Source organism: Roseixanthobacter finlandensis (assembly GCF_043195105.2).
Classification (GTDB): Bacteria; Pseudomonadota; Alphaproteobacteria; order Rhizobiales; family Xanthobacteraceae; genus NCEH01.
This window is the reverse complement of sequence record NZ_CM195536.1, coordinates 3,886,515-3,912,651: the sequence shown is the minus strand read 5'-3', so window position 1 is coordinate 3,912,651 and position 26,137 is coordinate 3,886,515. Positions and strand designations below refer to the sequence as shown.

At 65.9% G+C, this 26,137-nt stretch carries 29 protein-coding genes and 1 pseudogene; 18 read left to right on the top strand and 12 right to left on the bottom strand.

Annotated features, from left to right (window positions below; genetic code table 11):
• Position 1: 1 nt before the first annotated feature.
• Positions 2-826, bottom strand: coding sequence for an endonuclease III (gene nth, locus V5G24_RS18420; protein ID WP_394085706.1), 825 nt, complete (start codon positions 824-826; stop codon positions 2-4).
• 201 nt (positions 827-1,027) lie between these two features.
• Between nth and V5G24_RS18415 the strand changes: the two genes are divergently transcribed.
• Together V5G24_RS18415 and V5G24_RS18410 are read left to right on the top strand one after the other, a co-directional pair.
• Positions 1,028-1,501: a DUF2244 domain-containing protein gene (locus V5G24_RS18415; RefSeq protein ID WP_394085707.1), complete on the top strand. Its 474-nt coding sequence runs from the start codon at positions 1,028-1,030 to the stop codon at positions 1,499-1,501.
• A 104-nt stretch (positions 1,502-1,605) separates the two neighbouring features.
• Positions 1,606-2,499, top strand: a complete 894-nt coding sequence (locus V5G24_RS18410) for a methylated-DNA--[protein]-cysteine S-methyltransferase (protein ID WP_394085727.1) — start codon at positions 1,606-1,608, stop codon at positions 2,497-2,499.
• Between the two features lie 443 nt (positions 2,500-2,942).
• Here the strand turns inward: V5G24_RS18410 and V5G24_RS18405 are convergent, their stop codons facing one another.
• From V5G24_RS18405 to V5G24_RS18390, 4 genes are all read right to left on the bottom strand, one after another.
• Positions 2,943-4,076: an esterase-like activity of phytase family protein gene (locus V5G24_RS18405; RefSeq protein WP_394085708.1), complete on the bottom strand. Its 1,134-nt coding sequence runs from the start codon at positions 4,074-4,076 to the stop codon at positions 2,943-2,945.
• Between the two features lie 29 nt (positions 4,077-4,105).
• A complete protein-coding gene (gene cobT, locus V5G24_RS18400) occupies positions 4,106-6,004 on the bottom strand; it encodes a cobaltochelatase subunit CobT (protein WP_394085709.1) in 1,899 nt (632 codons plus the stop codon).
• Positions 6,005-6,163: 159 nt separating this feature from the next.
• Positions 6,164-7,147: a cobaltochelatase subunit CobS gene (gene cobS, locus V5G24_RS18395; RefSeq protein WP_348847127.1), complete on the bottom strand. Its 984-nt coding sequence runs from the start codon at positions 7,145-7,147 to the stop codon at positions 6,164-6,166.
• 133 nt (positions 7,148-7,280) lie between these two features.
• Positions 7,281-7,874, bottom strand: coding sequence for a J domain-containing protein (locus V5G24_RS18390; protein ID WP_394085710.1), 594 nt, complete (start codon positions 7,872-7,874; stop codon positions 7,281-7,283).
• A 232-nt stretch (positions 7,875-8,106) separates the two neighbouring features.
• On the opposite strand from V5G24_RS18390, the gene V5G24_RS18385 reads away from it, so the two are divergent.
• From V5G24_RS18385 to V5G24_RS18375, 3 genes are read left to right on the top strand one after another with little or no spacing between them, the layout of a single operon-like run.
• A complete protein-coding gene (locus tag V5G24_RS18385; RefSeq protein WP_394085711.1) occupies positions 8,107-8,445 on the top strand; it encodes a BolA family protein in 339 nt (112 codons plus the stop codon).
• A gap of 35 nt (positions 8,446-8,480) precedes the next feature.
• A complete protein-coding gene (gene queC / locus V5G24_RS18380; protein ID WP_394085728.1) occupies positions 8,481-9,203 on the top strand; it encodes a 7-cyano-7-deazaguanine synthase QueC in 723 nt (240 codons plus the stop codon).
• A 13-nt stretch (positions 9,204-9,216) separates the two neighbouring features.
• A complete protein-coding gene (locus tag V5G24_RS18375) occupies positions 9,217-9,621 on the top strand; it encodes a lysozyme inhibitor LprI family protein (RefSeq protein WP_394085712.1) in 405 nt (134 codons plus the stop codon).
• Positions 9,622-9,903: 282 nt separating this feature from the next.
• Here the strand turns inward: V5G24_RS18375 and V5G24_RS18370 are convergent, their stop codons facing one another.
• Both V5G24_RS18370 and V5G24_RS18365 read right to left on the bottom strand, forming a co-directional pair.
• A complete protein-coding gene (locus tag V5G24_RS18370) occupies positions 9,904-10,428 on the bottom strand; it encodes a GNAT family N-acetyltransferase (protein ID WP_394085714.1) in 525 nt (174 codons plus the stop codon).
• 136 nt (positions 10,429-10,564) lie between these two features.
• Positions 10,565-11,353: a Bax inhibitor-1/YccA family protein gene (locus V5G24_RS18365; protein ID WP_394085715.1), complete on the bottom strand. Its 789-nt coding sequence runs from the start codon at positions 11,351-11,353 to the stop codon at positions 10,565-10,567.
• A 224-nt stretch (positions 11,354-11,577) separates the two neighbouring features.
• On the opposite strand from V5G24_RS18365, the gene V5G24_RS18360 reads away from it, so the two are divergent.
• Positions 11,578-12,405, top strand: coding sequence for a hypothetical protein (locus V5G24_RS18360; RefSeq protein ID WP_394085716.1), 828 nt, complete (start codon positions 11,578-11,580; stop codon positions 12,403-12,405).
• Here V5G24_RS18360 and V5G24_RS18355 read toward each other — a convergent pair.
• Entirely contained in the window at positions 12,399-13,046 is a 648-nt protein-coding gene (locus V5G24_RS18355) for an arylesterase (protein ID WP_394085717.1), read from the bottom strand. The genes V5G24_RS18360 and V5G24_RS18355 overlap by 7 nt on opposite strands.
• Before the next feature lie 148 nt (positions 13,047-13,194).
• Here V5G24_RS18355 and V5G24_RS18350 point away from each other — a divergent pair, with 148 nt between their 5' ends.
• The 7 genes from V5G24_RS18350 to V5G24_RS18320 all read left to right on the top strand — a co-directional run bounded on the left by V5G24_RS18350 (position 13,195) and on the right by V5G24_RS18320 (position 18,932).
• Positions 13,195-13,908: an ABC transporter ATP-binding protein gene (locus V5G24_RS18350; RefSeq protein ID WP_394085719.1), complete on the top strand. Its 714-nt coding sequence runs from the start codon at positions 13,195-13,197 to the stop codon at positions 13,906-13,908.
• Positions 13,905-16,466, top strand: coding sequence for an ABC transporter permease (locus tag V5G24_RS18345; protein WP_394085720.1), 2,562 nt, complete (start codon positions 13,905-13,907; stop codon positions 16,464-16,466). The genes V5G24_RS18350 and V5G24_RS18345 overlap by 4 nt, the downstream gene beginning before the upstream one ends.
• Positions 16,467-17,229: 763 nt before the next feature.
• Positions 17,230-17,673, top strand: coding sequence for a hypothetical protein (locus V5G24_RS18340; RefSeq protein ID WP_394085721.1), 444 nt, complete (start codon positions 17,230-17,232; stop codon positions 17,671-17,673).
• A 20-nt stretch (positions 17,674-17,693) separates the two neighbouring features.
• The gene (locus V5G24_RS18335; RefSeq protein WP_394085722.1) at positions 17,694-17,843 is read left to right on the top strand and encodes a hypothetical protein; all 150 of its coding nucleotides are present in this window, start codon (positions 17,694-17,696) and stop codon (positions 17,841-17,843) included.
• Positions 17,791-18,042, top strand: coding sequence for a DUF2019 domain-containing protein (locus tag V5G24_RS18330; RefSeq protein WP_509292257.1), 252 nt, complete (start codon positions 17,791-17,793; stop codon positions 18,040-18,042). The genes V5G24_RS18335 and V5G24_RS18330 overlap by 53 nt, the downstream gene beginning before the upstream one ends.
• Positions 18,043-18,365: 323 nt before the next feature.
• Positions 18,366-18,668, top strand: coding sequence for a DUF2019 domain-containing protein (locus V5G24_RS18325; protein WP_509292256.1), 303 nt, complete (start codon positions 18,366-18,368; stop codon positions 18,666-18,668).
• Positions 18,669-18,677: 9 nt separating this feature from the next.
• Positions 18,678-18,932: a hypothetical protein gene (locus V5G24_RS18320; protein ID WP_394085724.1), complete on the top strand. Its 255-nt coding sequence runs from the start codon at positions 18,678-18,680 to the stop codon at positions 18,930-18,932.
• Positions 18,933-18,990: 58 nt separating this feature from the next.
• Here V5G24_RS18320 and V5G24_RS18315 read toward each other — a convergent pair whose 3' ends face one another.
• Positions 18,991-19,203, bottom strand: a complete 213-nt coding sequence (locus V5G24_RS18315; protein ID WP_394086234.1) for an Imm27 family immunity protein — start codon at positions 19,201-19,203, stop codon at positions 18,991-18,993.
• Positions 19,204-19,338: 135 nt separating this feature from the next.
• Here V5G24_RS18315 and V5G24_RS18310 point away from each other — a divergent pair.
• The 3 genes and pseudogenes from V5G24_RS18310 to V5G24_RS18300 all read left to right on the top strand — a co-directional run bounded on the left by V5G24_RS18310 (position 19,339) and on the right by V5G24_RS18300 (position 21,324).
• Positions 19,339-20,120, top strand: a pseudogene (locus tag V5G24_RS18310) (IS5 family transposase).
• A 23-nt stretch (positions 20,121-20,143) separates the two neighbouring features.
• Positions 20,144-20,449: a DUF2019 domain-containing protein gene (locus V5G24_RS18305; RefSeq protein ID WP_509292255.1), complete on the top strand. Its 306-nt coding sequence runs from the start codon at positions 20,144-20,146 to the stop codon at positions 20,447-20,449.
• A 329-nt stretch (positions 20,450-20,778) separates the two neighbouring features.
• A complete protein-coding gene (locus tag V5G24_RS18300) occupies positions 20,779-21,324 on the top strand; it encodes a hypothetical protein (RefSeq protein ID WP_394080378.1) in 546 nt (181 codons plus the stop codon).
• A 212-nt stretch (positions 21,325-21,536) separates the two neighbouring features.
• Here the strand turns inward: V5G24_RS18300 and V5G24_RS18295 are convergent, their stop codons facing one another.
• Entirely contained in the window at positions 21,537-21,896 is a 360-nt protein-coding gene (locus V5G24_RS18295) for an RcnB family protein (protein ID WP_394080380.1), read from the bottom strand.
• A gap of 250 nt (positions 21,897-22,146) precedes the next feature.
• Between V5G24_RS18295 and V5G24_RS18290 the strand changes: the two genes are divergently transcribed.
• Both V5G24_RS18290 and V5G24_RS18285 read left to right on the top strand, forming a co-directional pair.
• Positions 22,147-22,770 carry a histidine phosphatase family protein gene (locus V5G24_RS18290; RefSeq protein WP_394080382.1) on the top strand — a complete coding sequence of 208 codons (624 nt, stop codon included), beginning with the start codon at positions 22,147-22,149 and terminating at the stop codon, positions 22,768-22,770.
• Positions 22,771-22,943: 173 nt separating this feature from the next.
• Positions 22,944-24,278: a DUF3422 family protein gene (locus V5G24_RS18285; RefSeq protein WP_394080384.1), complete on the top strand. Its 1,335-nt coding sequence runs from the start codon at positions 22,944-22,946 to the stop codon at positions 24,276-24,278.
• 28 nt (positions 24,279-24,306) lie between these two features.
• Here V5G24_RS18285 and V5G24_RS18280 read toward each other — a convergent pair whose 3' ends face one another.
• A complete protein-coding gene (locus tag V5G24_RS18280; RefSeq protein WP_394080386.1) occupies positions 24,307-25,617 on the bottom strand; it encodes a multidrug effflux MFS transporter in 1,311 nt (436 codons plus the stop codon).
• Positions 25,614-26,060, bottom strand: coding sequence for a MarR family winged helix-turn-helix transcriptional regulator (locus tag V5G24_RS18275; protein WP_394080388.1), 447 nt, complete (start codon positions 26,058-26,060; stop codon positions 25,614-25,616). Before V5G24_RS18275 ends, V5G24_RS18280 begins: the two co-directional genes overlap by 4 nt.
• Positions 26,061-26,137: the final 77 nt, after the last annotated feature.

Here is a 26,137-nt window from a genome sequence, read left to right as displayed (position 1 = left end):
GCTAGATCGGCTTGTCCGGCCAGCGGCACAGATCATTGATCGGGCAGATCGGGCAATCGGGCAGGCGCGCCTTGCAGATGTAGCGTCCGTGCAGGATCAGCCAATGGTGGGCGTGGCGCTTGAAGCGGTCGGGAATGCGCGCCTCCAGGCCCAATTCCACTTCCAGCGGATTGGCGCCGGGGGCAAGGCCGGTGCGGTTGGCGACGCGGAACAAATGCGTGTCCACCGCGATGGTCGGCACGCCGAAGGCGATGTTCAGCACCACGTTCGCGGTCTTGCGGCCGACGCCGGGCAAGGCTTCGAGCGCCGCGCGATCCACCGGCACCGCCCCGCCATGGCGCTCCAGCAGGAGGCGGGAGAGCTCGGCCACATTCTTCGCCTTGCCACGGAACAGGCCGAGGGTGCGGATGAAGCCGGCGATGCGCTCTTCCCCGAGGGCCACCATGGCGGCGGGCGTCGGGGCGGCGGCGAACAGGCCCTTGGTGGCCTTGTTCACGCCGACGTCGGTCGCCTGGGCGGAGAGCACCACCGCCACCAGCAAGGTGAAGGGATCGACATAATCCAATTCGCCCTTGGGCTCGGGATCGCGCAATTCGAACCGGGTGAAGGCTTCGACGATCTCGGCATCGCTCCAGGGCGCAACCGAGCGGCCGTGCGCGGCGGCGGCAGCATTGGCCACCGCGCGACGGCGTACGGGAACGACGCCCGCCGCCGCCTCGCCCTTCAAGCGTCCGGCGGGGGGCGCGGGAAGAACGGGCTTGGCGCCGGCCTTCGCGGTCCTCGTGGGCGTCACGGTCGTCTTGGGCGTCGCTGGCTTGGCAGGCATCGCTGGCTTCGCGGCCTTGGCGAGGGGGGTGGCCTTCGCGGCGCCGGCGGGCGTCGCGGCAAGTTGAGAGCCGGCTGGGGGAGTTGTGGTTTTTCGCGCCATTTTGTCCCTATAATCCCAGCCATGACGAAGGCCAATGACCCGCCTTTTAGTGATCTGCCTTTTAATGACCTGCCTTTTCCCGAGGACGGGGAACCGACGGTGTTCGCTGCCACCATGGCGCCGCACCGCTCGCTGTCGCAGCGCGGCTTTCTGCTGCTGATGCTGGGCGTTGGCGCCATCAGCTTCGCGTGCGGCAGCATGTTCCTGGCCATGGGCGCCTGGCCGGTGTTCGGCTTTTTCGGTCTCGACGTGGCGCTGATCTATTTCGCCTTCCGCGCCAATTTCCGCTCGGCGGCGGCGCGCGAATATATTCGTGTGACACCGAGCCTGATCCAGGTGCGCCACGTGCCGGCACGGGGCAAGGCCCGCGATTTCCAGATGAATCCGTTTTTCACCCGGCTCTGGCGGCGCGAGGTGGAGGAGTTCGGCACCATCGACATGGCGCTGGTCTCGCGTGGGCACCACACGCCCGTGGGCATCCATCTCGGCCCGGTGCAGAAGGGAGAGCTGGCTGATGATCTCAATGCCGCCTTGCTGGAAGTGAAGCGCGGCGTGACCCGCACGGTGTTCTGACCGGCGGGGAAATCGGGTGGGCGGCCGTGGCGAAAGCTGGTGAGATGGCGCAACGATCCCTAAAAGGAGCTACGCCCGTGCTGCTGCACGATTCCCCGACCCTGATGCTGCCCCCGGTGGCTGGCTTTGCTCCCTTGACCCCCGCCACCGAGCTGGACATCGCCGCCGCCGATTATGACGTGGTGCGCCGCGCGGTCGCCTATGTCACCACCCACATGCGCCAGCAGCCGGAGGTGGAGGAGATCGCCCGCGCCGCCGGCGTCACCAGCCGCGCGCTTACCGATGTGTTCCGCCGCTGGTGCGGCCTCACCCCCAAGGCGTTTCTGCAGGCCGTGACCCTCGATCGCGCCCGGCAGGTACTGGCGGAGAGCGGCAATGTGCTCGACGCGGCGCTGGAGCTGGGTCTTTCCGGTCCGGGCCGGCTGCATGATCTGTTCGTGGTGCACGAGGCCATGTCGCCGGGCGAATGGAAGACCGGCGGGGCCGGGCTCGTGATCCGCTACGGCTTTCATCCCTCCCCGTTCGGCCTCGCGCTCGCCATGGCGACGCCGCGCGGCCTGTGCGGGCTCGCCTTCGCCGATGCGGGCGAGGAGCGCTCGGCCTTCGCCGACATGGCGGCCCGCTGGCCCAATGCCCGCTTCGTGGAGGAGCCTGCGGCGACCGCGCCTTTGGTGCGCTGCATATTCGACCCCGCCGCCTGCCGCGAGGACCAGCCGCTGCGCATCGTCTTCATCGGCACGGATTTCGAGGTGCGGGTGTGGGAAACCCTGCTGCGCATTCCCATGGGCCGGGCCACCACCTATTCCACCATCGCCGACCGCGTGGGCAGCCCCAAGGCGGCGCGGGCGGTGGGCGCGGCGGTGGGCAAGAATCCCATCAGCTTCGTGGTGCCGTGCCATCGTGTGCTGGGCAAGAATGGCGATCTCACCGGCTATCATTGGGGCCTGACGCGCAAGCGCGCCATATTGGGCTGGGAAGCGGGCAGGGTGGTGGGGTAGGGGGACTTACGCTGCGGTCTCTGACCCTTCCCGTTCTCCCTCCCGCTCCCGCATTCCCCCTCCCTAACCCTCCCCCGCAAGCGGGAGAGGGAACAGGCTGGTCGAGATTGGGAATCTGAGTTTTCGAAGCCGAGCCATCAGCTCCCTCTCCCGCTTGCGGGGGAGGGCTGGGGAGGGGGAAGGGTGAAGGGGTAGCGCGAGGGCGATCCGGTCCGCGCTCCGGCTTTTCCGGCCGCTGCGAGTGCCCCCTCTCTACCGAGTACCCCCTCCCTAACCCTCCCCCGCAAGCGGGAGAGGGAACGGGGGCGTCGAGGTGGGAATCTGCTTGTCGAAACCGGAGCCAAAAGCTTCCTTCCCCGTGTCATAAGCTCCCTCTCCGCTTGGGGGGGACACTGGGGGAAGGGGAACGCCGCGGGGAGGAGAGGAGAACGCTGGGCGCGACCTCAGTCCTTCGCGAGCGCGAAGCGCAGCAGGATGGTGCGCTGGATCGGGCTGAAATTATCGTCGGAAATGAGCGTCAGCAACGTCTCGCCCGCCGCGTTCACGGTCACGGCGAGGCCCTCCATATTGTCGATCTCATAGCCCATGTCGGCGGTGAACAGAATGTCGCCCTTCAGCACCGCGCCGGGCGCCACATCCTTCAGCTGGAACCGGCGGATCTGCATGGAAACGCCGGTGCTCACGGCATAATGGCGCTCCAGCAGGAACAATTCGCCATCCGGCCCGAGCGCGACGTCGGTGGCGCTGAACACGCCACTCTTGGGAATGGTGAAGGTGCCGGGCTTCGGCCCGCCGATGATGAAGCCCGGCAGGTCGGCCCCATTGGTGGCGCCCACTTCGCCGATGCCCAGCAGCGCGCCGGCGAGCGGGCCGGAGGGCACATAGACCAGGCTTTCCAGCCCCAGATTGTCGCGCAGCGCCTTCACGCCCGGCGGCACCGGGATCGGCTTGCCCTTCTGCTCCAGCGGATCGGCGCCAGGGTAGGACCAGATTTCGTTCACATCCTCCAGGCCGACGAACACGTCCTTGGGCCCGAAGGCGAGGGATTCCGCGTCCCCTCGGTTGTTATCCGCGAGCGGCGCGCCCGTCTGGTCGAGAATCGCGGCGGCGGTCACATCCGCGAGACCGATGGGCCGGTCGCCCTCGGTGACGAGCCGGCCGCGCAGGAACAGGCCGGCATCGGTGACGGCGAGGAAATGCGCGCCGTCGGCATCGAGATGAAAGGCCGATAGGCCGCCGAAGCCGGGAAAGGGCGAGGTGAGCCGCAGCCCGCCGCGATAGAGCAGGGCGCCGAAGCGGGTGTCGTCCTTACGCGGATGGAAGGTGGGGAGCGGCGTCGCCTGCACCTCGATCGCCACCGGCTCCACCGGCAGGCTGGGCGGCTCGGACAGCGCGTGGCCCGCAAGCCCCGTCGCGATGAGGGCGGCGAGAGCGAGGCCCGCCAGCCAGCGCGCGCGGGGGCTGCCCTTGGGCGCGCGAACGTCGCGAGCGTCCTCGCGAGCGCCGGCATCGCGGGCGCCAATATCGCGAAGGCTTTCGCGCGCGTCCCCGCCGCGCGCCGCGGTGTCGCGCGCCATCGCCGTGTTTCCCGTCCGGTCCGGACCCATCAGTGCAGCCGCTTGCGTCCGCTGGTCTTGGCGGGGGCGGGCGGGGTTTCGGAGAACAATTCCGCCAGCTTCTCGGTCATCACGCCGCCCAGTTCCTCGGCGTCCACGATGGTCACGGCGCGTTTGTAATAGCGCGTCACGTCATGGCCGATGCCGATGGCGATCAGCTCCACCGGCGAGCGGTTCTCCACCTGCCAGATGATGTGGCGCAGGTGGCGTTCGAGATAATTGCCGGCATTCACGGAGAGGGTGGAATCGTCCACCGGCGCGCCGTCGGAGATCATCATCAGGATCTTGCGCGCCTCGGGCCGGCCGAGCAGGCGCTGGTGCGCCCAGTCGAGCGCCTCGCCGTCGATATTCTCCTTCAGCAGCCCCTCGCGCATCATCAGCCCGAGATTGCGCCGCGCCCGCCGCCAGGGCGCATCGGCGGATTTATAGACGATGTGCCTGAGATCGTTGAGACGGCCGGGATTGGCCGGCTTGCCGCCGGCGAGCCACGCCTCGCGCGATTGCCCGCCCTTCCAGGCGCGGGTGGTGAAGCCGAGCACCTCCACCTTCACGCCGCAGCGCTCCAGCGTGCGGGCGAGAATATCCGCGCAGGTGGCGGCCACCGTGATGGGCCGCCCGCGCATGGAGCCGGAATTATCGATCAGCAGCGTCACCACCGTGTCGCGGAACTCGGTGTCGCGCTCGCGCTTGAACGAGAGCGCGGCGCCGGGATCGGTGACCACGCGGGACAGGCGCGCGGGATCGAGGATGCCTTCCTCCAGATCGAATTCCCAGGCGCGGTTCTGCTGCGCCAGCAGGCGGCGCTGCAGACGGTTCGCGAGGCGCGAGACGACGCCCTGGAGATTGCTCAATTGCTTGTCGAGATAGGAGCGCAGGCGCGTCAGCTCCTCGGTGTCGCACAGCTCCTCGGCGTGCACCTCCTCGTCGAACTTGGTGGTGAAGGCGTGATATTCCGGGCCCTTGGTGTCGGCCGCCTGGGGCGTGCGGGGCTGCCAGGGCTCGGCGGCCTCCTCGCTGTCGCCCATGTCGCCATCGTCGGGGCTCTCGGCGGGCGGGCCGGCCTCGCTCTCCACCGCGCTGTCGGGCAATTCCTCCTGCGCGAGCTCGGCTTCCACCTCGGTGGCGCCCTGCTGGCTGTCGTCCTCGCTGGCATCGCCCTCCTCGCCGCCCTGTTCCTCGCGGCCGGCGGGATTGTCGTCCTCTTCGCTGTCCTTGTCGCTCTCCAGCCCGCTTTCCTCGCCCATTTCGAGCGAGGAGAGCAGTTCGCGCGTGATCTCGCCGAACTTCTTCTGGTCCTCGATGCTCTCGGCGAAGCGGGCGAGGTCGCCCTCCGCCCGGCTCTCGATATAGTCGCGCCACAGATCGACGATCTTGCGGGCGGCGGGGGGCGGGGCCTGCCCGGTGAGGCGCTCGCGCACCATCAAGGCGACCGCTTCCTCGATCGGCGCGTCGGCGCGCTCGGTGATGTCGGCATAGGGACCGCGATGGTAGCGGTCGTTCAGCATGGCGCTGATATTGCGCTGGACGCCGGTCATGCGATTGCCGCCCAGCGCCTCCACGCGCGCCTGCTCCACCGCCTCGAACACGGCGCGGGCGGTATCGCCGGTGGGCAGCATCTTTCGATGCACGCTCTGGTCGTGGCAGGCGAGGCGCAAAGCGAGGGAATCCGCATGGCCGCGCACCACGGCGGCGTCCTGGGTGGAGAAGCGGCGCGGCGGTTCGGGCAGGCGCACGCGGTCGGGGCTCAGGGAGGGGCGCTCATTGGCGAAGGTGACGTCGAATTCGCCCACCCCGGCGATCGCCTTGAAGCAGCCGGTAATGGCGCGCTTGAAGGGTTCGGCGGGCGCTTCCTTGGGGGCGGTCTTCACAGTCTTGTTGGAGGGAGGCATCGCCGCTGGCCCTGTGTTTGGCGCGCTGCGCGCCGGTCACGACATGGTGCCGCCACCGGGGCGGCGGGGAGGGGGCGGCCCACGCGGGTCCTCTCCCTCCATCATCCTCCGAGAGGAGGAGGAGCGGCACGCGTCCGGGGGACGCGCCGCCGCGGCGCCTCAGGCGAGGGCGACGTTGACCGTGCTTTCGGTCAATTCCACGCCGAAGCAGCGCTGGTACAGTTCCGCCACCAGCGCGCGCTCCAGCTCGTCGCACTTGTTGAGGAAGGTCACGCGCAAAGCGAAGGCGAGATCCTTGAAGATGTCCGCATTCTCGGCCCAGGTGATGACCGTGCGCGGGCTCATGACGGTGGAAAGATCACCGTTGATGAACGCGCTGCGGGTCAGATCCGCGAGGCGCACCATGCGGTTGACGATGTCGCGCCCCTCTGGGGTCTGATAATGCTTCGCCTTGGCGAGCACGATCTCGACTTCCTTGTCGTGGGCGAGATAGTTCAGGGTGGTGACGATGGACCAGCGGTCCATCTGGCCCTGGTTGATCTGCTGCGTGCCGTGATAGAGCCCGGTCGTGTCGCCGAGGCCGACCGTATTGGCGGTGGCGAACAGGCGGAACGAGGGATGCGGGCGAATGACCCGGTTCTGATCCAGCAGGGTCAGGCGGCCGGAGACTTCCAGCACGCGCTGGATCACGAACATCACGTCCGGGCGGCCGGCGTCATATTCGTCGAACACCAAAGCGATGTTGTTCTGCAGCGCCCAGGGCAGGATGCCGTCGCGGAATTCGGTGACCTGCAGGCCATCCTTCACGACGATCGCATCCTTGCCGATCAGGTCGATACGGCTGATATGGCTGTCGAGATTGATGCGGATGCAGGGCCAGTTGAGGCGCGCCGCCACCTGCTCGATATGGGTGGATTTGCCGGTGCCGTGATAGCCGGTCACCATCACGCGCCGGTTGTGCGCGAAGCCGGCGAGGATGGCGAGGGTGGTGGGACGGTCGAACAGATAGTCAGGGTCGAGATCCGGAACATGACTTTCGGCCTCGGAAAAGGCCGGCACTTCCATGTCGATGTCGATGCCGAACACCTGGCGCACCGACACCTTCATATCCGGGGTCGGGGCAATGGTCTCGGTGCCGCTCATAACGCCTCCGTATGCGCTTGCTGGGTTCGCGCGCGTCGTCTTGCTTGTTGATCCGTGCGGCACCTTAAAGGTTTTTCCGCTGCTGCAAAAATTCTCTCGGCGGGGCGTCTCGTCGCGGCCGCCATCCGCGTATTCAACAAAAACCGGCCTGTTTCAGGGTGTTGTAGGCCTGGATGACACTGCGCAACCGGTCTTCGGCGGAACGGTCGCCGCCATTCACGTCGGGATGGTGGCGCTTCACCAATTCCTTGAAGCGCGCCTTGATCTCCACCCCGGTGGCGGAGATTTCCAGGCCGAGCACTTCCAGCGCCTGCCGCTCCAGGGTGCGGACGATGCGGCCTTCCGGCTGGGGCGCCTCGAAGCCGGCGGTGCCGCCCATCTCCTGGGTGAAGCCGAACGGGTCGCGATGGGCACCCGCGGTTGCGGGGTCCGCGCCGCGCGTTCCCATTTTCCAGGTGGGGCGATGGCCGGTGACGGCGTCCTTCTGATAGGCGAACACGGCATCATCGCTCATGCCGGCGAAATAATTGTACGATTGGTTGTACTGCTTCACATGGTCGATGCAGTAATTCCAATATTCCCCTTCCGCCGCTCGCCCCTTGGGGGCGCGGTGCGTGCCGTCGCGCGTGCAGCCGGGCCAGTCGCAGGTGGCGCAGGTGGGCCTGCGCAGGCGATCGGCACTGGGCTTCACCCGAATGCTGTCGAAGAAGGGGGAGTCGTTCTTCATAATTCGATTATGGCCGTCGCGCCGCAGTGCGGCAAGCAAGGGGATGAAAACAGGAAGGCCGCCTGAGGCGGTGCCGAAAGGGCAGGCGCGGCCCGATGGTGCGTCGGGCATCTTCGCAGATATAGGATTGCCCGCGCTTTTGCGCCATGGCGCATTGATCCAATCCTGTGCATCGCGCCCGCGCCTTCGGCCGCATTGACGGCGCGGCGATGGCGGCGTTACCTCTTCGCCCATGGAACCTTCATCCACGACGACGCATCTTGCGCGCATCCGCTCCACGCTTCAGGCGGGGTTGACGCCGGCCGGCCTGGAGGTGGAGGACGAAAGCGCCCTGCACGCGGGCCATGGCGGGGCCACCCGCCGGGCCGATGGCGGCATCACCCATCTGCGGGTCCGTGTGGTGGCGCAGGCCTTCACCGGCAAGAGCCGGGTGGAACGTCACCGGCTTGTGAACACCCTGCTCGCCCAGGAGATCGCGGAAGGGCTCCACGCCATCGCCATCGACGCCAAAGCACCGGGCGAGACGGCGCCGGGCGAAAGGGCACGGGGCGAAGGGGCACGGGGCGCATAGCCATGGACGCGCCCGCCGGTTCCGCCGCGTCCCCGATGACCGCAGAGGAGGGGATCGTCGCCGACGGCGCGTTGGTGCTGTTTTCCGGCGGCCAGGATTCCACCACCTGCCTTGCCTGGGCGCTGGAACGCTTCGCGCGGGTGGAAACCCTCGGCTTCGATTATGGCCAGCGCCACCGGGTGGAACTCGACGCGCGGCAGAAGCTGCGGCCGGCGCTTTCCGCGCTCGATCCGCGCTGGGCCGCGCGGCTGGGCGAAGACCACACGCTCTCCCTCGACGCGCTCGCCGCCGTCTCCGACACCGCCTTGACGCGCGACGTGGAGATTTCCATGGGTGCGAACGGCCTGCCCAACACCTTCGTGCCGGGCCGCAACATCCTCTTCCTCACCTTCGCCGCCGCGCTCGCCTATCGGCGCGGCCTGCGCCACATCGTCGGCGGCATGTGCGAGACCGATTTCTCCGGCTATCCCGATTGCCGCGACGACACCATCAAGGCGGTCCAGGTGGCGCTTAATCTCGGCATGGATAGCCGCTTCGTGCTGCACACGCCGCTGATGTGGATCGACAAGGCGCAGACCTGGGACCTCGCCGCCCAATTGGGCGGGACGGCGCTGGTGGATCTGATCGTGGAAGAGACCCACACCTGCTATCTCGGCGAACGCGGGGCGCGCCACGACTGGGGCCATGGCTGCGGCACGTGCCCGGCCTGCCATCTGCGGGCGGAGGGCTATCGCCGCTTCGCCGCCACGCGCAGCTGAAGGAGAGGCGAGAATGAAACGCTCGGCATCCCGCGCCACGGCCGGCGCGCTCGCGTGCGGCCTTCTGGTGCTCGGCCTTCTGGCGCTCGGCTTTCTGGCGCTCGGCCTTGCCGCGCTGCCCCGGCCCGCCGCTGCGGCGAGCTTCGATTGCGCCGCCGCCAAGGCGCCGGATGAAAAGGCCGTCTGCGCCACCCGCAGCCTCAATGATCTCGATGTGAAGATGGCGACCCAATACGCCATCGTTACCCGCCTGGTCGGCATGGGCCGGCGCGGCGACCTCCAGGACCAGCAGCGCGCCTTTCTCAAGCAGCGCGCCGCCTGCGGCAGCAACGTCGCTTGCATCGCCAAGGCCTATCAGGACCGGATCGCGGTGTTCGAGGGCGTGCTGGACGGGGTGGTGTCGCTCGGGCCGTTCTGAGGCGTCTCCGAGGCCTCGGCGCGCGGTGGGGGCGGGACAGGTTTGCCGCGCGGTGGATTCAGGACCGGCGCGCGGCGCCACACCGCCTCCGGTCGGAGGCGCGCGGTGGCCACGCTTAGGCAGGTTTGCCGCGCCTGTCGCGCGGCGCGGATTCATCTGTGGCGAACCTTCGCCCGAAATCGCGGTGTCATGGGCCGAAAAGGCGCGGTCAAGCGCCAGGAAACCGCTCTTCGTCCGCGCTAAGCCATTGTTTCACGTGAAACATTTTGATGAGATCAGGGCTCAGGCGAACGGCACATTACTTTCCGCATCGCCCAGCGGCCGTTGCATCAGCACGGTATCCAGCCAGCGGCCGAACTTGAGCCCGGTATTTTGCAGCACCCCGATATCCGCGAACCCGCAGGCGCGATGCAGCGCGATGGAGCCGGAATTGGCGCTATCCCCGATCACCGCCACCATCTGCCGATAGCCGCGCGCCTCGCTCTCGGCGATCAGCATGTTCATGAGCGCCCGCCCGATGCCGCGCTGCTGCGCGAACGGGGCGACATAGACCGAATTCTCCACCGTCCAGCGATAGGCCACGCGCGGGCGGAAGACGCCGGCATAGGCATAGCCGAGCACCGTGCCGTCGGGATCGAGCGCGGTGAAATAAGGATAGCCGTCGGCGACCAGGGCTTCGAAGCGGCGGGTCATTTCGGAGAGGTCCGGCGGCTCCAGCTCGAACGAGGCGGTGCCGGTGCGCACGGCCGCTTCATAGATGACGTGGATGCCGGGAAGGTCGGAATGGGTCGCGAGGCGGATCAGCATGGCGGCGTCATAAAGCGTTTTGGCGCGCAGTGGAAACCGGTTTGTGTGAAGAGAACGCGCAGGCCGCAAAATGAAAAGGCCCCGGCTTGCACCGGGGCCTTCCGTGTCTTTACCGTCGCGCGTGGCGCGGGGCGGATCAGTTGCTGTTGCGGTTGCCGAACAGCTGGAGCAGCATCATGAACATGTTGATGAAGTCCAGGTACAGCGCCAGCGCGCCCATGATGGCCTTCTTGCCCATGGTGGCGCTGTCGTCGCCCTGGAAATACATCTCCTTGATGCGCTGGGTGTCGTAGGCGGTGAGGCCCGCGAACACCAGCACGCCCACCACGGACACGATGAACTGCAGCATCGTGGAGCCGAGGAAGATGTTGACCACCGAGGCGATGATGATGCCGAACAGGCCCATGATCAGGAACGAGCCCATCGCCGACAGGTCGCGCTTGGTGGAGTAGCCATAAAGGCTCAACGCGCCAAACGTGGCCGCGGTGATGAAGAACACCCGGACGACGCTCTCATGGGTGTACACGAGGAAGATCGTCGCGAGCGAAACGCCCACCAGGCCCGCATAGACCCAGAAGGTGGCCTGGGCCGCGCCCACGCTCATGTTCTGGATGCGGAAGCTGAGGAAGAACACCGCCGCGAGCGGGGCGAGCATCACCACCCACTTCAGCGGGCTCACGAACAGGGCATAGCCGAACTTGGTCAGCATGATGCCACCGGCCACCTGACCCGCCGCCTGGCTGGGATCGGTGGTCACGGACAGCATGAACACGCCCAGCGCGGCCAGGCCGGTGATGGCGAGGCCGAGGGTCATGTAATTGTAGACACTCAGCATATAGCTGCGGAGGCCCTGGTCGATCGCGGCCTCCGAGCGCGTCACCGTCGTTCCGTAACGCCCGGCGACGTTGCGATCATAATCGGACATCGTCATTCTCCACTTCGACCGCGGGATCATGGGCGCGGCCTTCCGGCCGAGCCGCCCCAGCGGTTCACGGTCAATATGGTGGGTTCGAAATGTGGCGGCAAGAGACCGTTTCGTGAAATTTCCGCAACGTCACCTGCGCCCGCCATCCCGCGCCCGGACCTTTTGCATGATAGCATGGGCGGAACGGGCCGGGGCATAATTGCCCGCTGGCGGGGGGCAAATTCATGGGCGCTGGGGGGCGTCTTTCCATTCGCGCGCTTGCGGGCGCAGCGCTGGTCGCCTGCGGGCTCGCCGCATCGGCGCAGCGCGCCTGCGCGGGCGCATGGACGCTCAAGGAATCCGGTGTCCAGGCCTATCTCCAGTCCACCATGACGCGGGCCGACCACGCCTTCGACGGGTCGTCGAACCTTTATGCGGCGCAGACCTACGACAAGGTTTCCACCCAATTGTTCATGGAGGTCGGCGCCACCGACAGCCTGACCTTGATCGTCGCGCCGGAACTGCTCTCCATCTCGCTCGCAAGCCCGGCGGACACCTCCTATTTCGGGCCCGGCTATACCGATCTCGGCGGGCGGGTGAAGATCGCGGAGGGCGATGGTTTCGTGGCCTCGCTCCAGGCGGTTGCGCGCTTTCCCGGCGCCAAGCCGAGCGAGGGGCCGGCGGTCATCGGCTATGTGAATGGCGAGCTGGACCTGCGGGGGCTGGCCGGCTGGAACTTCGTCCTGTGGGGCCTGCCGTCGTTCCTCGATCTCGAACTGGCCCAGCGCCTGCGCTTCGGCGCGCCGCCCGACGAATGGCGGCTGGATGCCACCCTCGGGGTGCGCATCGCGCCGCGCTGGCTGGTGCTGGCCCAATCCTTCAACGTGATGTCGGAAGGCGCGGGGGAGGCGCCCTATTTCGACGCCTCCTATGAATATTACAAAGTGCAGATGGGCGTGATGTACGACGTGTCCGAGAGCTTCGCGGTCCAGGCGAGTCTGGTGACCACCTATTTCGCTCGCAACGCCTTGCAGGAGAACGGGCTCGTCCTCGCCGCCCAGTATCGCTACTGAACCCCCGCCGGCTTTTGCCCGCCGATCTTGGCGATGAACGCCTCCACCTGCGGCAGCATGCCGGAGACGATCCGCGCCACCCCTTGCGCGGTCGGGTGCAGCCCGTCGGGCAGGTTCAGGCTGCGGTCTCCCACGATGCCGTCGAGGAAAAACGGATAAAGCGGCAGCCCGTATTGGGCGGCTAAGTCCGGATAGATGGAATCGAATTCGCGCCGATACGCCACATCCATATTGGTCGAGGCCCGCATGCCCGCCAGCAAGACCGGAATGTTGCGCGCCTTCAGGCGGACGATGATCTCGCCCAGGGCCTGGCGCGGAATGTCCGGGTTGAGGCCGCGCAGCATGTCGTTGGCACCGAGCTCCAGGATCACGCCGTCGGTGCCCGCCGGCACGCTCCAGTCGAGCCGGGCGAGCCCGCCGCTCGCCGTGTCGCCCGAGACGCCGGCATTGGCCACGCTGACGTCATAGCCCTTTGCGCGCAGGGCGGTTTCGAGCTGGGCGGCGAAGCTGTCGGCGCGGGGCAGGTTGTAGCCGGCGGTCAGGCTGTCGCCCAAGGCCACCAGCTTCACCGTCTTGGCGGCGGCGGGTGCTGACGCAAACGTGAATGCGACCATAAGCGCGATCAGCCCTTTCCGCGACATGAATGACGTTCCATATGCCCCAAGCGCCGGACGCCGTCCGGCCGCGCGTCCCCGACGCGCCCATCCTAGCGCCGCCGCGCGCGCCATGCGGAGCCAAGAGACGCGCTCCGCCTGATGCCGCGCGACGTGCGAACCGATCTGAGACCGCATGGATACTCACTCCTCTCCCGCGCCCGCCATCACGCTGACCGATGTGGATCTCTCGCTCGGCAGCGGGGCGGCACGGGTGCATGTGCTGAAGAGCGTATCGCTTGCCATCGGCGCGGGCGAGACCGTGGGACTGGTCGGGCCGTCAGGCTCTGGCAAATCGACTTTGCTCATGGTGATGGCGGGCCTCGAACGGGTGGACGGCGGGGAAGTGCGGGTGGCCTGCGAGGTGCTGACGGGGCGTGGCGAGGATGCGCTCGCGCGCTTCCGTGGTGCCCATGTGGGGATCGTGTTCCAATCCTTCCACCTCATCCCCACCATGACGGCGCTGGAAAATGTCGCCATTCCGCTGGAACTCGCCGGACGTGCCGATGCGTTTGCCCGCGCGACGGCGGAATTGGAGGCGGTGGGTCTTGGCGGGCGGCTCTCCCATTATCCCTCGCAATTGTCGGGTGGCGAGCAGCAGCGCGTGGCGGTCGCCCGCGCGCTCGCGCCCCATCCCTCGATCCTGGTGGCGGACGAGCCGACCGGAAATCTCGACGAGGCGACGGGGCGGCAGATCATGGACCTGCTATTCGCCGCCCATCTGGCGCGTGGGACCACGCTCGTCCTCGTGACCCACGATGCGGCACTGGCCGCGCGCTGCGGGCGCACCGTGCGCCTGCGTTCGGGGCGGATCGAGGCCGACAGCGCTCAGTCCAAGGTGACGGCATGAGCACCGCCACGCCGGCGCATGCGGCGTCCCGCCTGCCCGTCAGCCTGCGGCTGGCGCTGCGCGAATTGCGCGGTGCGCGGCGCGGCTTCGGCATCTTCCTCGCCTGCCTCGCTTTGGGCGTCATGGCGATCGCCGGCATCGGCTCGTTCGCGGGCGCCTTGACCGACGGGCTGGCCCGCGAGGGGCGGGCGATCCTGGGCGGGGATGCCGGCTTCACCTTGATCCAGCGCGCGGCGAGCCCGCAGGAACAGGCCTTGCTGGAGGCCGGCGGCAAAGTGGGGCAGGTGGCGTTCCTGCGCGCCATGGCCCGCACCGGGGAGGGCGACGCCACCCTGGTGGAGCTGAAGGCGGTGGATGCCACCTATCCCATGGTCGGCGCGGTGGAAACCACGCCCGCCGCGCCTTTGGCGGATCTCCTGGCGGAGCGTGATAACGCATTCGGCGCGCTGGCGGACGAGACGCTCATGTCCCGCCTTTCGCTCAAGATCGGCGATATTCTGAGTGTCGGCGAGGCGCGTTTTCAGATCCGCGCGGTGCTCGACACCGAGCCGGACCGACTTTCCGCCGGTATCGGCTTTGGCCCGCGCCTGCTGGTCTCGGCCGCAGCCCTGCCGGCGACCCAGCTGATTCAGCCCGGCAGCCTGGTGCGCTGGAGCTATCGGGTGCTGCTGGACGATCCCTCCGCCGCCGCCCTTGAGGCCTTCACAAAGAGCGTGCACGAGGGCGCGCCCGAGGCCGGGTTCGAAGTGCGCACCCGCGATTCCGCCTCTCCCCAACTGGAGCGAAACGTCCGGCGCATCAGCCAATATCTCACTTTGGTGGGCCTCACCGCTTTGCTGGTGGGCGGGGTGGGCGTGGCCAATGCGGTCGCAAGCCACCTCGCCACCAAGCGCACCGTGATCGCGACCTTGAAGGCGCTCGGCGCCACCCGCGCCACCATCTTCGGCACTTATTTCTTCGAGGTGGCGATCCTCGCGGCAATCGGCATCGCCATCGGCCTCGTGCTGGGCGCCGCGCTGCCGTTCGTCGCCACTGCCGCCATATCCACACTCATTCCCTTTCCGCTGGCGCCGCATCTCGATCCGCTCGCGCTGGTGATGGCGGCACTCTATGGCGCCTTGGTCACGCTCGCCTTCACCTTGTGGCCGTTGGCGCGGGCGCAGGAGGCGCCGGTCTCCACCCTGTTCCGCGATGCGCTGGGGCAGGAGCGCCGCCGCCCGCAATGGCTCTATGCCGGCCTGTGTGCGCTGGCCATGGTCGCGCTCGCCGCCCTTGCCGTTCTGACAGCGGAGGACAAGCGCGCGGCCGTGATCTTCCTCGGCGCGGCAGCCTGCGTGTTCGGCCTGCTGCGGCTGGTGGCGATGGGCATTATGGTGCTGGCCGCACGCTTGCCGCGCCCGCGCAACACCATGGCGCGGCTCGCGCTCGCCAATATCCACCGGCCCGGCGCGCTCACCCCCACCGTGGTGCTGTCGCTCGGCCTTGGCCTCTCCCTGCTCACCGCCATCGCCCTGATCGACCGCAGCCTGACGCAGGAGATTTCCGGGGCGCTGTCGGAGAAGGCGCCGAGCTTCTTCTTCGTGGACGTGCCGAGCGCCGACGCGCAGGAATTCGCCGGCTTCATCGCCGCGCACGCGCCGGGCGCCGCCTATCGCGCCGTGCCCATGCTGCGCGGGCGCATCCTCGCCCTGAACGACGTGCCCGCCGAGCAGGTGAAGCCCTCCGCCGATGCCGCCTGGGTGCTGCAGAGCGACCGGGGCATTTCCACCGCAGCCGAGGTGCCGGAAGGCTCCAAGGTGGTGGAGGGCCAATGGTGGGGGCCGAACGAAACAGAGCCGCTGGTCTCGTTCGACAAGAAGCTGGCGCAGGGGCTGGGGCTGAAGCTCGGCGACACGGTGACGGTGAGCGTGCTCGGCCGGGCGATCAGTGCCCGCATCTCCAATCTGCGGGAGATCAAATGGGAGCGGCTGGGCATCAATTTCGTCATGGTGTTCTCGCCCGCGACCTTCGCCGGCGCGCCCCACACCTTGCTCGCCACCCTGACCTTTCCCGACGGCGCCGACGCCGCGCGCGAAATTCCCTTGTTGCGGGACATGGCGCGCGCCTATCCCGCCATCACCACCATTCGTGTGAAAGAGGCGCTGGAGCAGGCCAATAAGATGGTCGGCGACCTCGCCTTCGGCATCCGCATCGCCTCGCTGGTGACGCTGCTCACCTCGGTGCTGGTGCTGGCCGGTGCCTTGGCGGCGGGGCATCAGCACCGGGTGTATGACGCGGTAATCCTGAAGACGCTCGGCGCCACGCGCGGCCGGCTGATCCTCGCCTATGGGCTGGAATATGCCGGGCTCGGTTTGGTGACGGCCCTGTTCGCCATCGCCGCCGGCTCGCTCGCCGCCCATGGGGTGGTGACGCGGGTGATGGAAATCGGCTTCTCCTTCGCCCCCGGCGCGGCGGCCGGCGCGATGGCTCTGGCGCTGGTGTTCACCCTCGGCTTCGGCCTGCTCGGCACCTGGCGGGCGCTGAGCGAAAAGCCGGTGCGGGTGTTGCGGCATCTGTAAGCGGTGACCGGCTGCGCGGGTGGGGAAAGATTTTCGCGATTTGCGCTTTGGGCAAATTTATTTTTGCCCTCCGTCGCCCGACGCAAGCGTATGGAATATAATCCTAAATTTCATCCATGAGCTTATGAAAAGCGCCTGAAATGGCGCAATTTCAATAAGGAATTTATTCCTATCGTTCGGGGCGGCCTTATCCTTAAGGAAAGGAGAGGGGCTGAACCATGTATCGGTGGCGATCAAACGATCCTGTGTTCGATCCAGATCTGCGAGAGCTTTTGGAGATACGCGCGGCTTTGGCGGAGCTGAGTTTTCTCGTCAAGACCCTGCGGCTGCGCGAGGCGGTCCGCAAAGCGAATTTCAATCCCTACCAGCCGCGCGTTCCACGCAATCATCCCGATGGCGGGCAGTGGGGCGGGCCGGGCGGCATCGCAATTCTGCCGGTGGCGTTCAAGCCCCGGACGCGCCGGCGCGGCAGCCCGCAGCTGCCGCCATGGCAGGAGGGCGACCCGCCCCGCATCACTATCACGCCGCGTGTCCCGGAAATCGGAGACAACGGCGGCCCACCTCTTGAGGAGCCGCCGCCGGTTCCCCGCGCGGGCCGCCCACCGCGCAGGACCGCACGCAGAGTGCGATCCGCCCATAGGGAACCACTTAGTGGTTCCCTATGGGCGGTGAATCGCCCTCTAACTTATTGAATAGAGGCGGATTCACTGCCCATGTTGAATTGCCGTGGGCAAATCAACATGGGCAGATCCGGCTCTAAGCGGTGAAGCGGGCTGCGGGCTGGCTGCTGCGTGCGGTTCGTGCCGGCGCCAACCTGCACGCCAAGCTCTTTATAGGCGTGCTGGAAGGGGCGAGATGGGTCATTGACGTCTACAGTCCCTACATCATGGCCTATCTTGAGCCGCCAAAGACCTTGGCGGAACTTCAGGCGGCTGTGAAAACACCCGCAGCGGGAACCGACGTGCATCATATTGTCGAGCAGACGGCGGCGGCCGAAGCTGGCTTTCCACCGGAGATGATTGAGGGGCCGGAAAATCTGGTGCGGATTTCAAGGCTGAAGCATTGGGAGATCAGCGGGTGGTATCAAAGGGCAAATGATGAATATGAAGGCCTTTCACCGCGCGGATTCCTGAAGGATAAAAGTTGGGCTGAGCCTCAGAGGGTTGGCTTTAAAGCTCTCGTCAAACATGGGATTCTAAAGCCATGAAGAAGCGGATACTAAACGAAATGCAGACGAATGAGCTTGTCGATGCCTATGCTCAGATCGGCATGTTGCAATATTCAGCTTTGGATGATGGCAAGATAAGTAAATATAATCGCCATTATGACGAAAAAAGGAGAAATAGAGGAGGAGATGAAGTCGCGTCCAGGAGATGAGAGGCGCGCTCTCATGGTTCTCTACGGTTACCCAAACATGCAGGTGCGCTTGAACGCGGCCACCGCAACGCTCGCAGTTGAGCCGCAAGCGGCACGTCGATTATTAGAGGAAATCTATGCATCTGGCTGGCCGCCACAAGCTTACGATGCGGGAATGCGATTGAGACGCCTCGATGATGGAACTTTTAAGCCGAAATAGTCCGGGCAGGGTAGCGCCGACCTGCTTGAGCAGACGGCGGCGGCCGAAGCGGGCTTTCCAAAGGAGATGATCGAGGGGCCGGAAAATCTGGTGCGGATCTCCAGGCTGAAGCATTGGGAAATTACGGCGTGGTATCAAACATCTAATTCAGATATTGGAGGGGTTTCCCCACGAACATTTCTAAAGGACAAGAGTTGGGGTGAGAGGAAAATATTTGGTCTCGATGCTTTGATTAAAGGCGGAGTGCTAAAGCCGTGAAAAAGCCGAAACTGAGCGAGATGCAGACAAATTAACTTGTCGATGTCTTCGCTGGCATCGGGATATTGCAATATAATGCGTTGGATTTAGGTCATCTTGAAAAATATAATCGGCTCTTTAAAGAAAGAACAAAAATGGAAGATGAATTGAAGTCGCGCCCAGGTGATGAGCGGCGTGCTCTCAAAGTGCTCTATGGCTATCCTAACATGCAAGTTCGCTTGAATGCCGCAACGGCAACGTTGGCTGTCGCTCCTGAAGCTGCGCGGCAGTTGCTCGAGGAGATCCAGGCGTCGCAATGGCCTCCCCAAGCCCTTGATGCGGGAATGCGACTGAGAAATCTAGACAATGGAGTTTTTAAACCGACATAGGCCAAACAGATGCAGTCCGATGTGCGCCCAGTTTGTCAAGCAGGCAGCAAAATTACTCGGATTCCGCGCGAGATGATCGAGGGGCCGGAAAATCTGGTGCGGATCTCCAGGCTGAAGCGTTGGGAGATAACGGCGTGGTATCAAAGTAAAAATGCGGAATATGACGGCCTTTCACCGCGCGGATTCCTGAAGGATAAAAGTTGGGCTGAGCGACAGAGGGTTGGCCTCGAAGCTCTCGTTGATCATGGGGTTCTAAAACCATGAAGAAGCGGATATTAAACGAAATACAGACGAATGAGCTAGGTTCTGTTGACAAAGTGGCTCATCGCCACTGCTCGGGCGCTGTCAGGGATAGTTCGCGAAGGCGTCTTGGCCCTCCGCCGTGCATCTCGCTCTGGGGATAGGATAGTTCCCAAAAGCTGCCGGTCGCGCGATGTCGATAGAGCTTGCGCCAGCCCCCCTCCGTTGCTGCGAGATGGATCAGCTCTGTTGACAGGAGAGCATCGATTTCGGCTGCATCCCCCTCAATGCTCATTCGCGTGCCTCGCATAATCCATTGATCTGCCAGGTCTGCGCGATCGGGAGGAACGATTTCGGATCCGACCATCATCAAAGGATTCCAAGTTCGCATTTCCCATGATTCAACCCTCCTCCCCCGAAGGAGGCAATCATGAATCGCGGTGATGTGACGGACGAAGAGTGGACGATCATCGGCGCGTTGCTGCCTGCCGAGCGTGGTCGGGGTTGCCGTCCGTCCTACGACAATCGCACTTTCTTGAATGGCATGCTTCACGTGCTGCGCGTTGGGTGCCCGTGGCGAGACATGCACGAGCGCTACGGTAAATGGAACTCGGTCTATGTCCGGTTCCGGCGCTGGGCCGAGCAGGGCGTGTGGGACGCCTTGCTCCAGACCTTGGTCGATCTCGGGCTGACCGACGACTGGCAGCATATGATCGACAGCACCACCGTCCGGGGCCACAGTCAGGCCGCCGGCGCAAAAGGGGGACTCATAAGGAGGGTTTTGGTCGAAGCCGCGGCGGCTTTACGAGCAAGATCCACGCCCGCGCGGACGGTCAAGGACGCCCTCTGGGTTTCGTTCTGACCGGCGGCGAGACGTCGGACTACGAGGCCGTGCCGGACCTGTTCGACTTCGATGTTGCCAAGCCCAGGCTGATGCTCGCGGACAAGGGCTATGATGGCGATGAAGTTCGGCAAAGCCTGCTCGTCCACGGCATCTTGCCTGTCATCCCGCCCAGATCAAACCGGCGAGAGCCGGTCGCCTGTGACTTCCAGAGCTACAAGGACCGCAACCGTATCGAGCGCATGTTCAATCGGATGAAGCAGTTCCGGCGCATCGCCACTCGATACGACAAAACTGCGAAATCCTTCCTCGCCTTCCTCAATCTCGCCGCCGCCAAAATCTGGCTACCGGCCTTTGTCAACAGAACCTAGTCGATGCCTATGCGCAGATCGGCATGTTGCAATATTCAGCTTTGGATGATGGCAAAATAAGTAAATATAATCGCCTTTACGACGAAAAAGTAGCAATAGAGGATGAAATGAAGTTGCGTCCAGGAGATGAGAGGCGTGCTCTCATGGTTCTCTATGGCTACCCAAACATGCAGGTGCGCTTGAACGCGGCCACCGCAACGCTCGCAGTTGAGCCGCAAGCCGCGCGTCGATTATTAGAAGAAATCTATGCCTCAGGCTGGCCGCCGCAAGCCGGAGCTGCGGGGATGCGATTGAGACGCCTCGATGATGGAACTTTTAAGCCGAAATAGTCCGGGCAGGGTAGCGCCGACCTGGTTGAGCAGACGGCGGTGGCGAAGCGGGCTTTCCACGGCGCAGAGCGAAGGGCCGGGGTGCGCGCGCTGATGCATCTCTGAGGGTGGGACTGGCCGGCCGAGCCGATGGATCCGATTGGCGCTTCAGAGCGTTTTCTTGAGGCACGGCGAAAGAGAATTGTAATTTTCGCGAAGAGGCTCCCCGTTTTGCCTATGATCTTCCAGCTGAAGGTTCAGGGCTTATTTCCAAACCGCGCCCTTTTTCCCGCCCAATCGTGGAGGCACCGCTGCGAAACATCGATTTCAGCTCCTGGGAGAGCCTGCTGGTGACGCTGATCGGCCTGGCTTTGGTCACGCTCATCGGTGTCGGCATTCGCCTTGTGGTGATGTTTACCATCCAGCAACGCCGCGAGCGCATGAACCGCCAGATCAATGAGCGCCTGCGCACGCTGATCGCGGCCTACAAGACGCTCGGCGGGTCGTTCACCGGGGATCTGACCGTCGATCCCACGCACCTGCGCGATCTGCGCCAGCGCAGCGGGGAGCTCGGCGCGGAGGCCGTGTCTGCGGAGGTGTTGGATCTTCCTTCCGGCTCCGAGCGCGGGCGGCGGGTTCGGGACGCGGTGGAAGCGGCCTTGTCGGACATCATTTTGCTCGGTACCGACCAGCAGGTCCGCCTCGCGGCTCAAGCGGTGCGCGAACTCGTTGCCGGGCGGCCGGTCCATACGCACGAACTGGTCATTTCGCTGCGCGACTTCGTGCGTGACGCCCTCGATCTCGATCCCATCCCGCCGGGCCTCGAGCTTCCCATGCAAGGCCCGACGCGCCCAGCCGGTGCGAGCGGAAAGGGAAAGGCCGAGCGGGGGGGATGATGGGTCCCGTCGTGGCGGCGGGGGAAAGGGAGGCAGCGGAGGAATGGGCGCGGGCGGCGGAATGGGCGGCGGGGTAGGTTTAGGCGTTGCGGCAACACATTTTCCGAAGGAAGTGAACCGGCTTCCTCCAGACGACGACGAGAATTAGCCGTGTTGTCAGAGCAGAAGAGCTGCTGAAAATGGCCGGGCCAATCCGGCCCGGCCATCTATCATCATCGTGTGGCGTTCAGGATGCTGGAAATAATCCCGCTGGTGACGCCTGCGAGGATGTAATTGTCTCCGTCCCGCACCCAATGATAGCCACGCGGCGGCTGGCGCAGGCCGTGGCGTCGGTAATCCGTGACGACTTGACCATGGCCGCGCGGAATGTGCCCACCTTTTTTGCGCCATGCGTAGGGGTTGGCCTGCGCATGCGGCGGCCTGTGATACCCCGGCTGGCCGTGGGGACCGGGCGGCGGCGTGGGATGATGATAGCCCGGCTGTCCGGGGGCCTGCGCCTGGGCGCTGGAGATCAGTGCGGCGGGGGAGGCAGCTACCATAAAGGCAGCGAAAATAGCGACTTTCCGCATCATGAACCTTTCGATGGGGGGCGCCGACGCATGCGTGGCGGCTCGGTAGGACAAGTCTCCGGCGGCCGGACGGTTCCGTTTTTCGCTCAGGCCGGGGCGGGCCGCGAGGCGGGCGGGATCAGTCGCGCGGAAGGTCTGACAAGCCCGCACCGGCGGCGAAGACGAGGGCATCGAGCACGGGCCGTTCCGCTGTCACGCCGTCGCCCGCATGCCAATGCTAAGCTTCTGGGCGAATCTGAACGCGGGAGCCCCCTTGACCACCCTCATCCTCACCCGCCACGGCCATGTGCCGGGCATCAAGCCGGAACGCTTTCGCGGCCGCATCGAGGTGGCCCTGTCGCCGCTCGGCGAGCAGGAGGCGCAGGCGGTGGCACAGCGCATCGCCGCCACCTGGAAGCCGGTGAAGGTCTATACCAGCACGCTCGGCCGCTGCATCGCCACGGGCGCCGCCATCGCCGCCGCCTGCGGCATATCGAGCGAAGCCCATGATGCGCTGTGCGACATCGATTACGGCCAATGGCAATGGGAGACCCATGAGGAGGCGCAGGCCGCTGCTCCTGATCTCTATGCGCTCTGGCACACGGCGCCGCAGCTCATGCGGTTTCCCGGCGGGGAATCGCTGCAGGATCTGGCGGTCCGCGCCGCCGATCTGGTGCGCCGGATCGGCGCGGCCCACATGGGCGAAACGGTGGTGCTCGTGGGCCATGACAGCGTCAACCGGGTCCTGCTGACCCATCTGCTGGACCTGCCGCTCTCCGCTTATTGGCGGTTCGCCCAGGAGCCATGCAACCTGAACGTGATCGAATGGAACGGCACGGCTGCCAAGCTGCTGCGCCTCAACGACACATCCCACCTGTCGGGGCTGACGGCGGGCTGAGGCAATGGCAGGATCGGCGCGGGTCAGGGGCCGGCGCACCCCGTCGGCCCTGCCGCGCTGCATCATCGTCCGCGCTTGAAACCGGGGCGGCGCCGTGCAAGCACCGCGTGGGCGCCTGCAATCGCACCGGCCCGCCCGCCGGTCGCGCGGCTTCGAGCGGAGATGGGAAGAGAATGGGCACGGCGGATCTCGGCATCGGCGAAGGGAAAATCCTGGAGGCGCATCCCCTGCGCGCGGCGGTGCTGGGGGAATTGCATGCCCGCCCCTTCTTCCCGGTGGAAACCCCGCGCCGGTTCCTGCACGTGGCCTTCCTCACCGATCCCGCGAACGCCCAGGCGGCGCGTGCGGCAGTGAACGATCTGTGCGTCGCGCGCGGCGTGCAGGGGCCGGCGCCCGGCGCCAAGCATCACCGCGTCTCGTTCGGCGGCGCGACGCTGCGCTGGGAGAGCCATGCGGAATTCTCCACCTATACCTGGGATTTTCCCTCCACCGAGCTGGGCCTGGGCGTGCTGCCCTTCCACCCGCCGGCGCTGGCGCTCTCGGGACCGCTGACGCAGATCCCCGCGCCCGGGCCGCTGCTGGTGGCGGTGGACCTGCATCTCGCCACCGATACGGCGGAAGACCTGCAACTCGATGCGGTGTTTGACCGCGCGAGCCTCGCCCGCTCGGACGTGGTGAACAATGCGGCCGAGATCGTCACCGATTTCAAGCCGGACCCGTCGGGCTTCGTGCGCATCCTGGTGCGCGACCGGGGGCTCGGGGCGGAGGGCGCGGGCGCGCTGGTGCAGCGGGTCTTGGAGATCGAGACCTATCGCCTGCTCGCCCTGCTCGGCCTGCCGGAAGCCCAGCGTCTCGCGCCGCAGATCGGCAAGATCGAGGCGCGCCTCGCCCAGGCCACCAACGAGATGCGCCAGTCCGAGGGGCTGGCGGCCAATAACGCTTTGCTCGACGAACTGGTCGCGCTCGCCGCCGAACTGGAGGCCGGGGCCACCGCCTCGTTGTTCCGCTTCGGCGCCAGCCGGGCCTATTCGGAGATCGTGCGCCTGCGCCTCGCCACCATCCGCGAGGAACAGGTCGCCGGCTTTCCCACCTGGCAACAATTCCTGGAGCGGCGGATGGCGCCGGCCATGCGCACCTGTCTGTCGGTGGAAGAGCGCCAGTCCAACATTTCCGCCAAGCTCGCCCGCGCCGCCGACCTACTGCGCACCCGCGTCGACGTGGAACTGGAGCAGCAGAACCGCGACCTACTCACCTCTATGAACGAGCGCACCCGCCTGCAATTGCGCCTGCAGCGTACGGTGGAAGGGCTCTCCGTAGCGGCGATTTCTTATTATGTGGTGAGCCTCGTCCATCTGCTGGCGGAGGGCCTGCATGAAGGGCATCTCGACGCGGCGGTCGGGCTGGAGTTGGAGCCGGGCCTCGTCACCGCGCTCGCCGTGCCGGTGGCGGTGCTGGCGGTATGGTCGCTGGTGCGTCGCATCCGCCTGTCCCACGGCGATCACGACTGAGGACGCCGGGGGACGAGTAGCCGGGTGATCAGGCCGATTTGCGGAAGATGTGGGTTTCGATCTCGTCACCGGCCGCGCCGACCAGGCCGGCGGGATCGGTCGCGATCTCAAGGTCGGCCTCATCCACCAAGCCCGGCGCGACCGCCGGTTCCGCCGCGCCATGGCGTGGGCGCAGCAGCACGAAGCCGAGCAAAGCGATGCTCGCCATGCCCGGCACCACGAGCATCAGCGCTGCGCCGGGATCGCCGAAGGTGCTCGCCACCAGCGAGCCGACGAACCCGCCGCCGATTTGCATGAAGCCCATCAGCGCGGCGGCCGAGCCGGCCATGGTGGGAAAGCCGGCGAGCCCGATCGTCGTCGAGCCGGGCAGCAGCATCGCCACGCCGAACGCCCACAAGGCCACCGGCCCCATGACGCCGAGAAAGGCATGGGGGAAAAGCGGCGGCACCACCACGAGCCCGGCCGCCGCCACCAGCGCGCAGCCGAGCCCGACCGGAATCAGGTGCACGGCATCGATCTTCTTCATCAGGCGCCCGGCCACGATGGTGCCCAGCATGTAGGAGCCGGTCTGGCAGATCATCGCGAAGCCGAACTGGGTCGGCGACAGGCCGATCTTCTCGATCAGCACGAATGGCAGGATGGCGGCGAGCGTATAGATGCCGCCGAGCGTGAAGCCGATCAGCAGGCTCATGCGCATGAAGCCGCGATCGAGGAGCAAGGTCCTGTAATTGGCGAACACGCGCGCCGGCCGCGCCTGGGCGGGATCGGGCCGGTGATTGGTCTCCGGCACGGCGAAAGCCAGCAGCAGCACCACGAGGAGGCCGTAGGCCACCATCACGAAAAAGATCGGGTGCCAGCCGAACGTCACCAGGATCGCGCCGCCCACGGTCGGCGCCAGCGCCGGGCCGATGGCCAGCATGGTGCCGATGAGATTGAGGATGCGCGCCGAGGCCTGGCCAGTGAACTGGTCGCGCACGATGGCGCGCGATATGGCCGGGCCCGCGGCCACCCCGATCCCCTGGAGCCCGCGTCCCACGACCAGCCACACCATGTCCGGCGCAAAGGCCGCGACCAGGCTTCCCGCCACATAGATTGCGAAGAAGCCGAGCGCGGCGGGCCGCCGGCCGAAGGCGTCGGAAAGCGGGCCGCACAGCAATTGGGAAAAGGCGAAGCCGCAGAAATAGACGCTCAAGGTCAGCTTCATGGCGGACGGCGTCGAATCGAACGCATGCACCAGCGCCGGCAAAGCGGGCGTATAGAGCGACATCGACAGCGGGCCGATCACGACGATCAGCGCGCCGATGATGGCGGTGCGGTTCTGCGACATGACGGGGGTCATTGCGCGTCATCCTTGGCGGAAAGGCAGAGATTGGAGCGGATTTGTTCGAGCGCCTTGCGGAAGGTGTCCTTCTCGCCTTCCGACAGGCCGTCGAGCGCGCCGACGCGCACCCGGGCGGCGGCGGCGAGCACGGACGTGAGAATGGCGTCCGCCGCCGGCGTGAGATTGACCGTCTTGGCCCGCCGATCGCTCGGATCCGGGGTGCGTGAGATCAGCCCCTGGGCTTCCAGCTTGTCGAGGAATCCCACGAGGGTCATGGGCTCCACATTCATGCGCACCGCCAGCGCGGTCTGGCGCAGGCCCGGATGCAGATTGGCATAGACCAAGGTGCGCGCTTCACCGGCGGTGAGACCGAGGCCGGTCTGTTCAAACGCGCGGTCAATGGCGGCGCGATAGAGGCGGGCGGCGTCCACGAGCAAGAAGCCGAGGGGCGTTTCAGTCATGATATGGATTACTTAATATAAGTCAGGCTTACAATCTAGGACCTCTCATACCGCCCGCCCGCCTTTTGCGGCGGGTC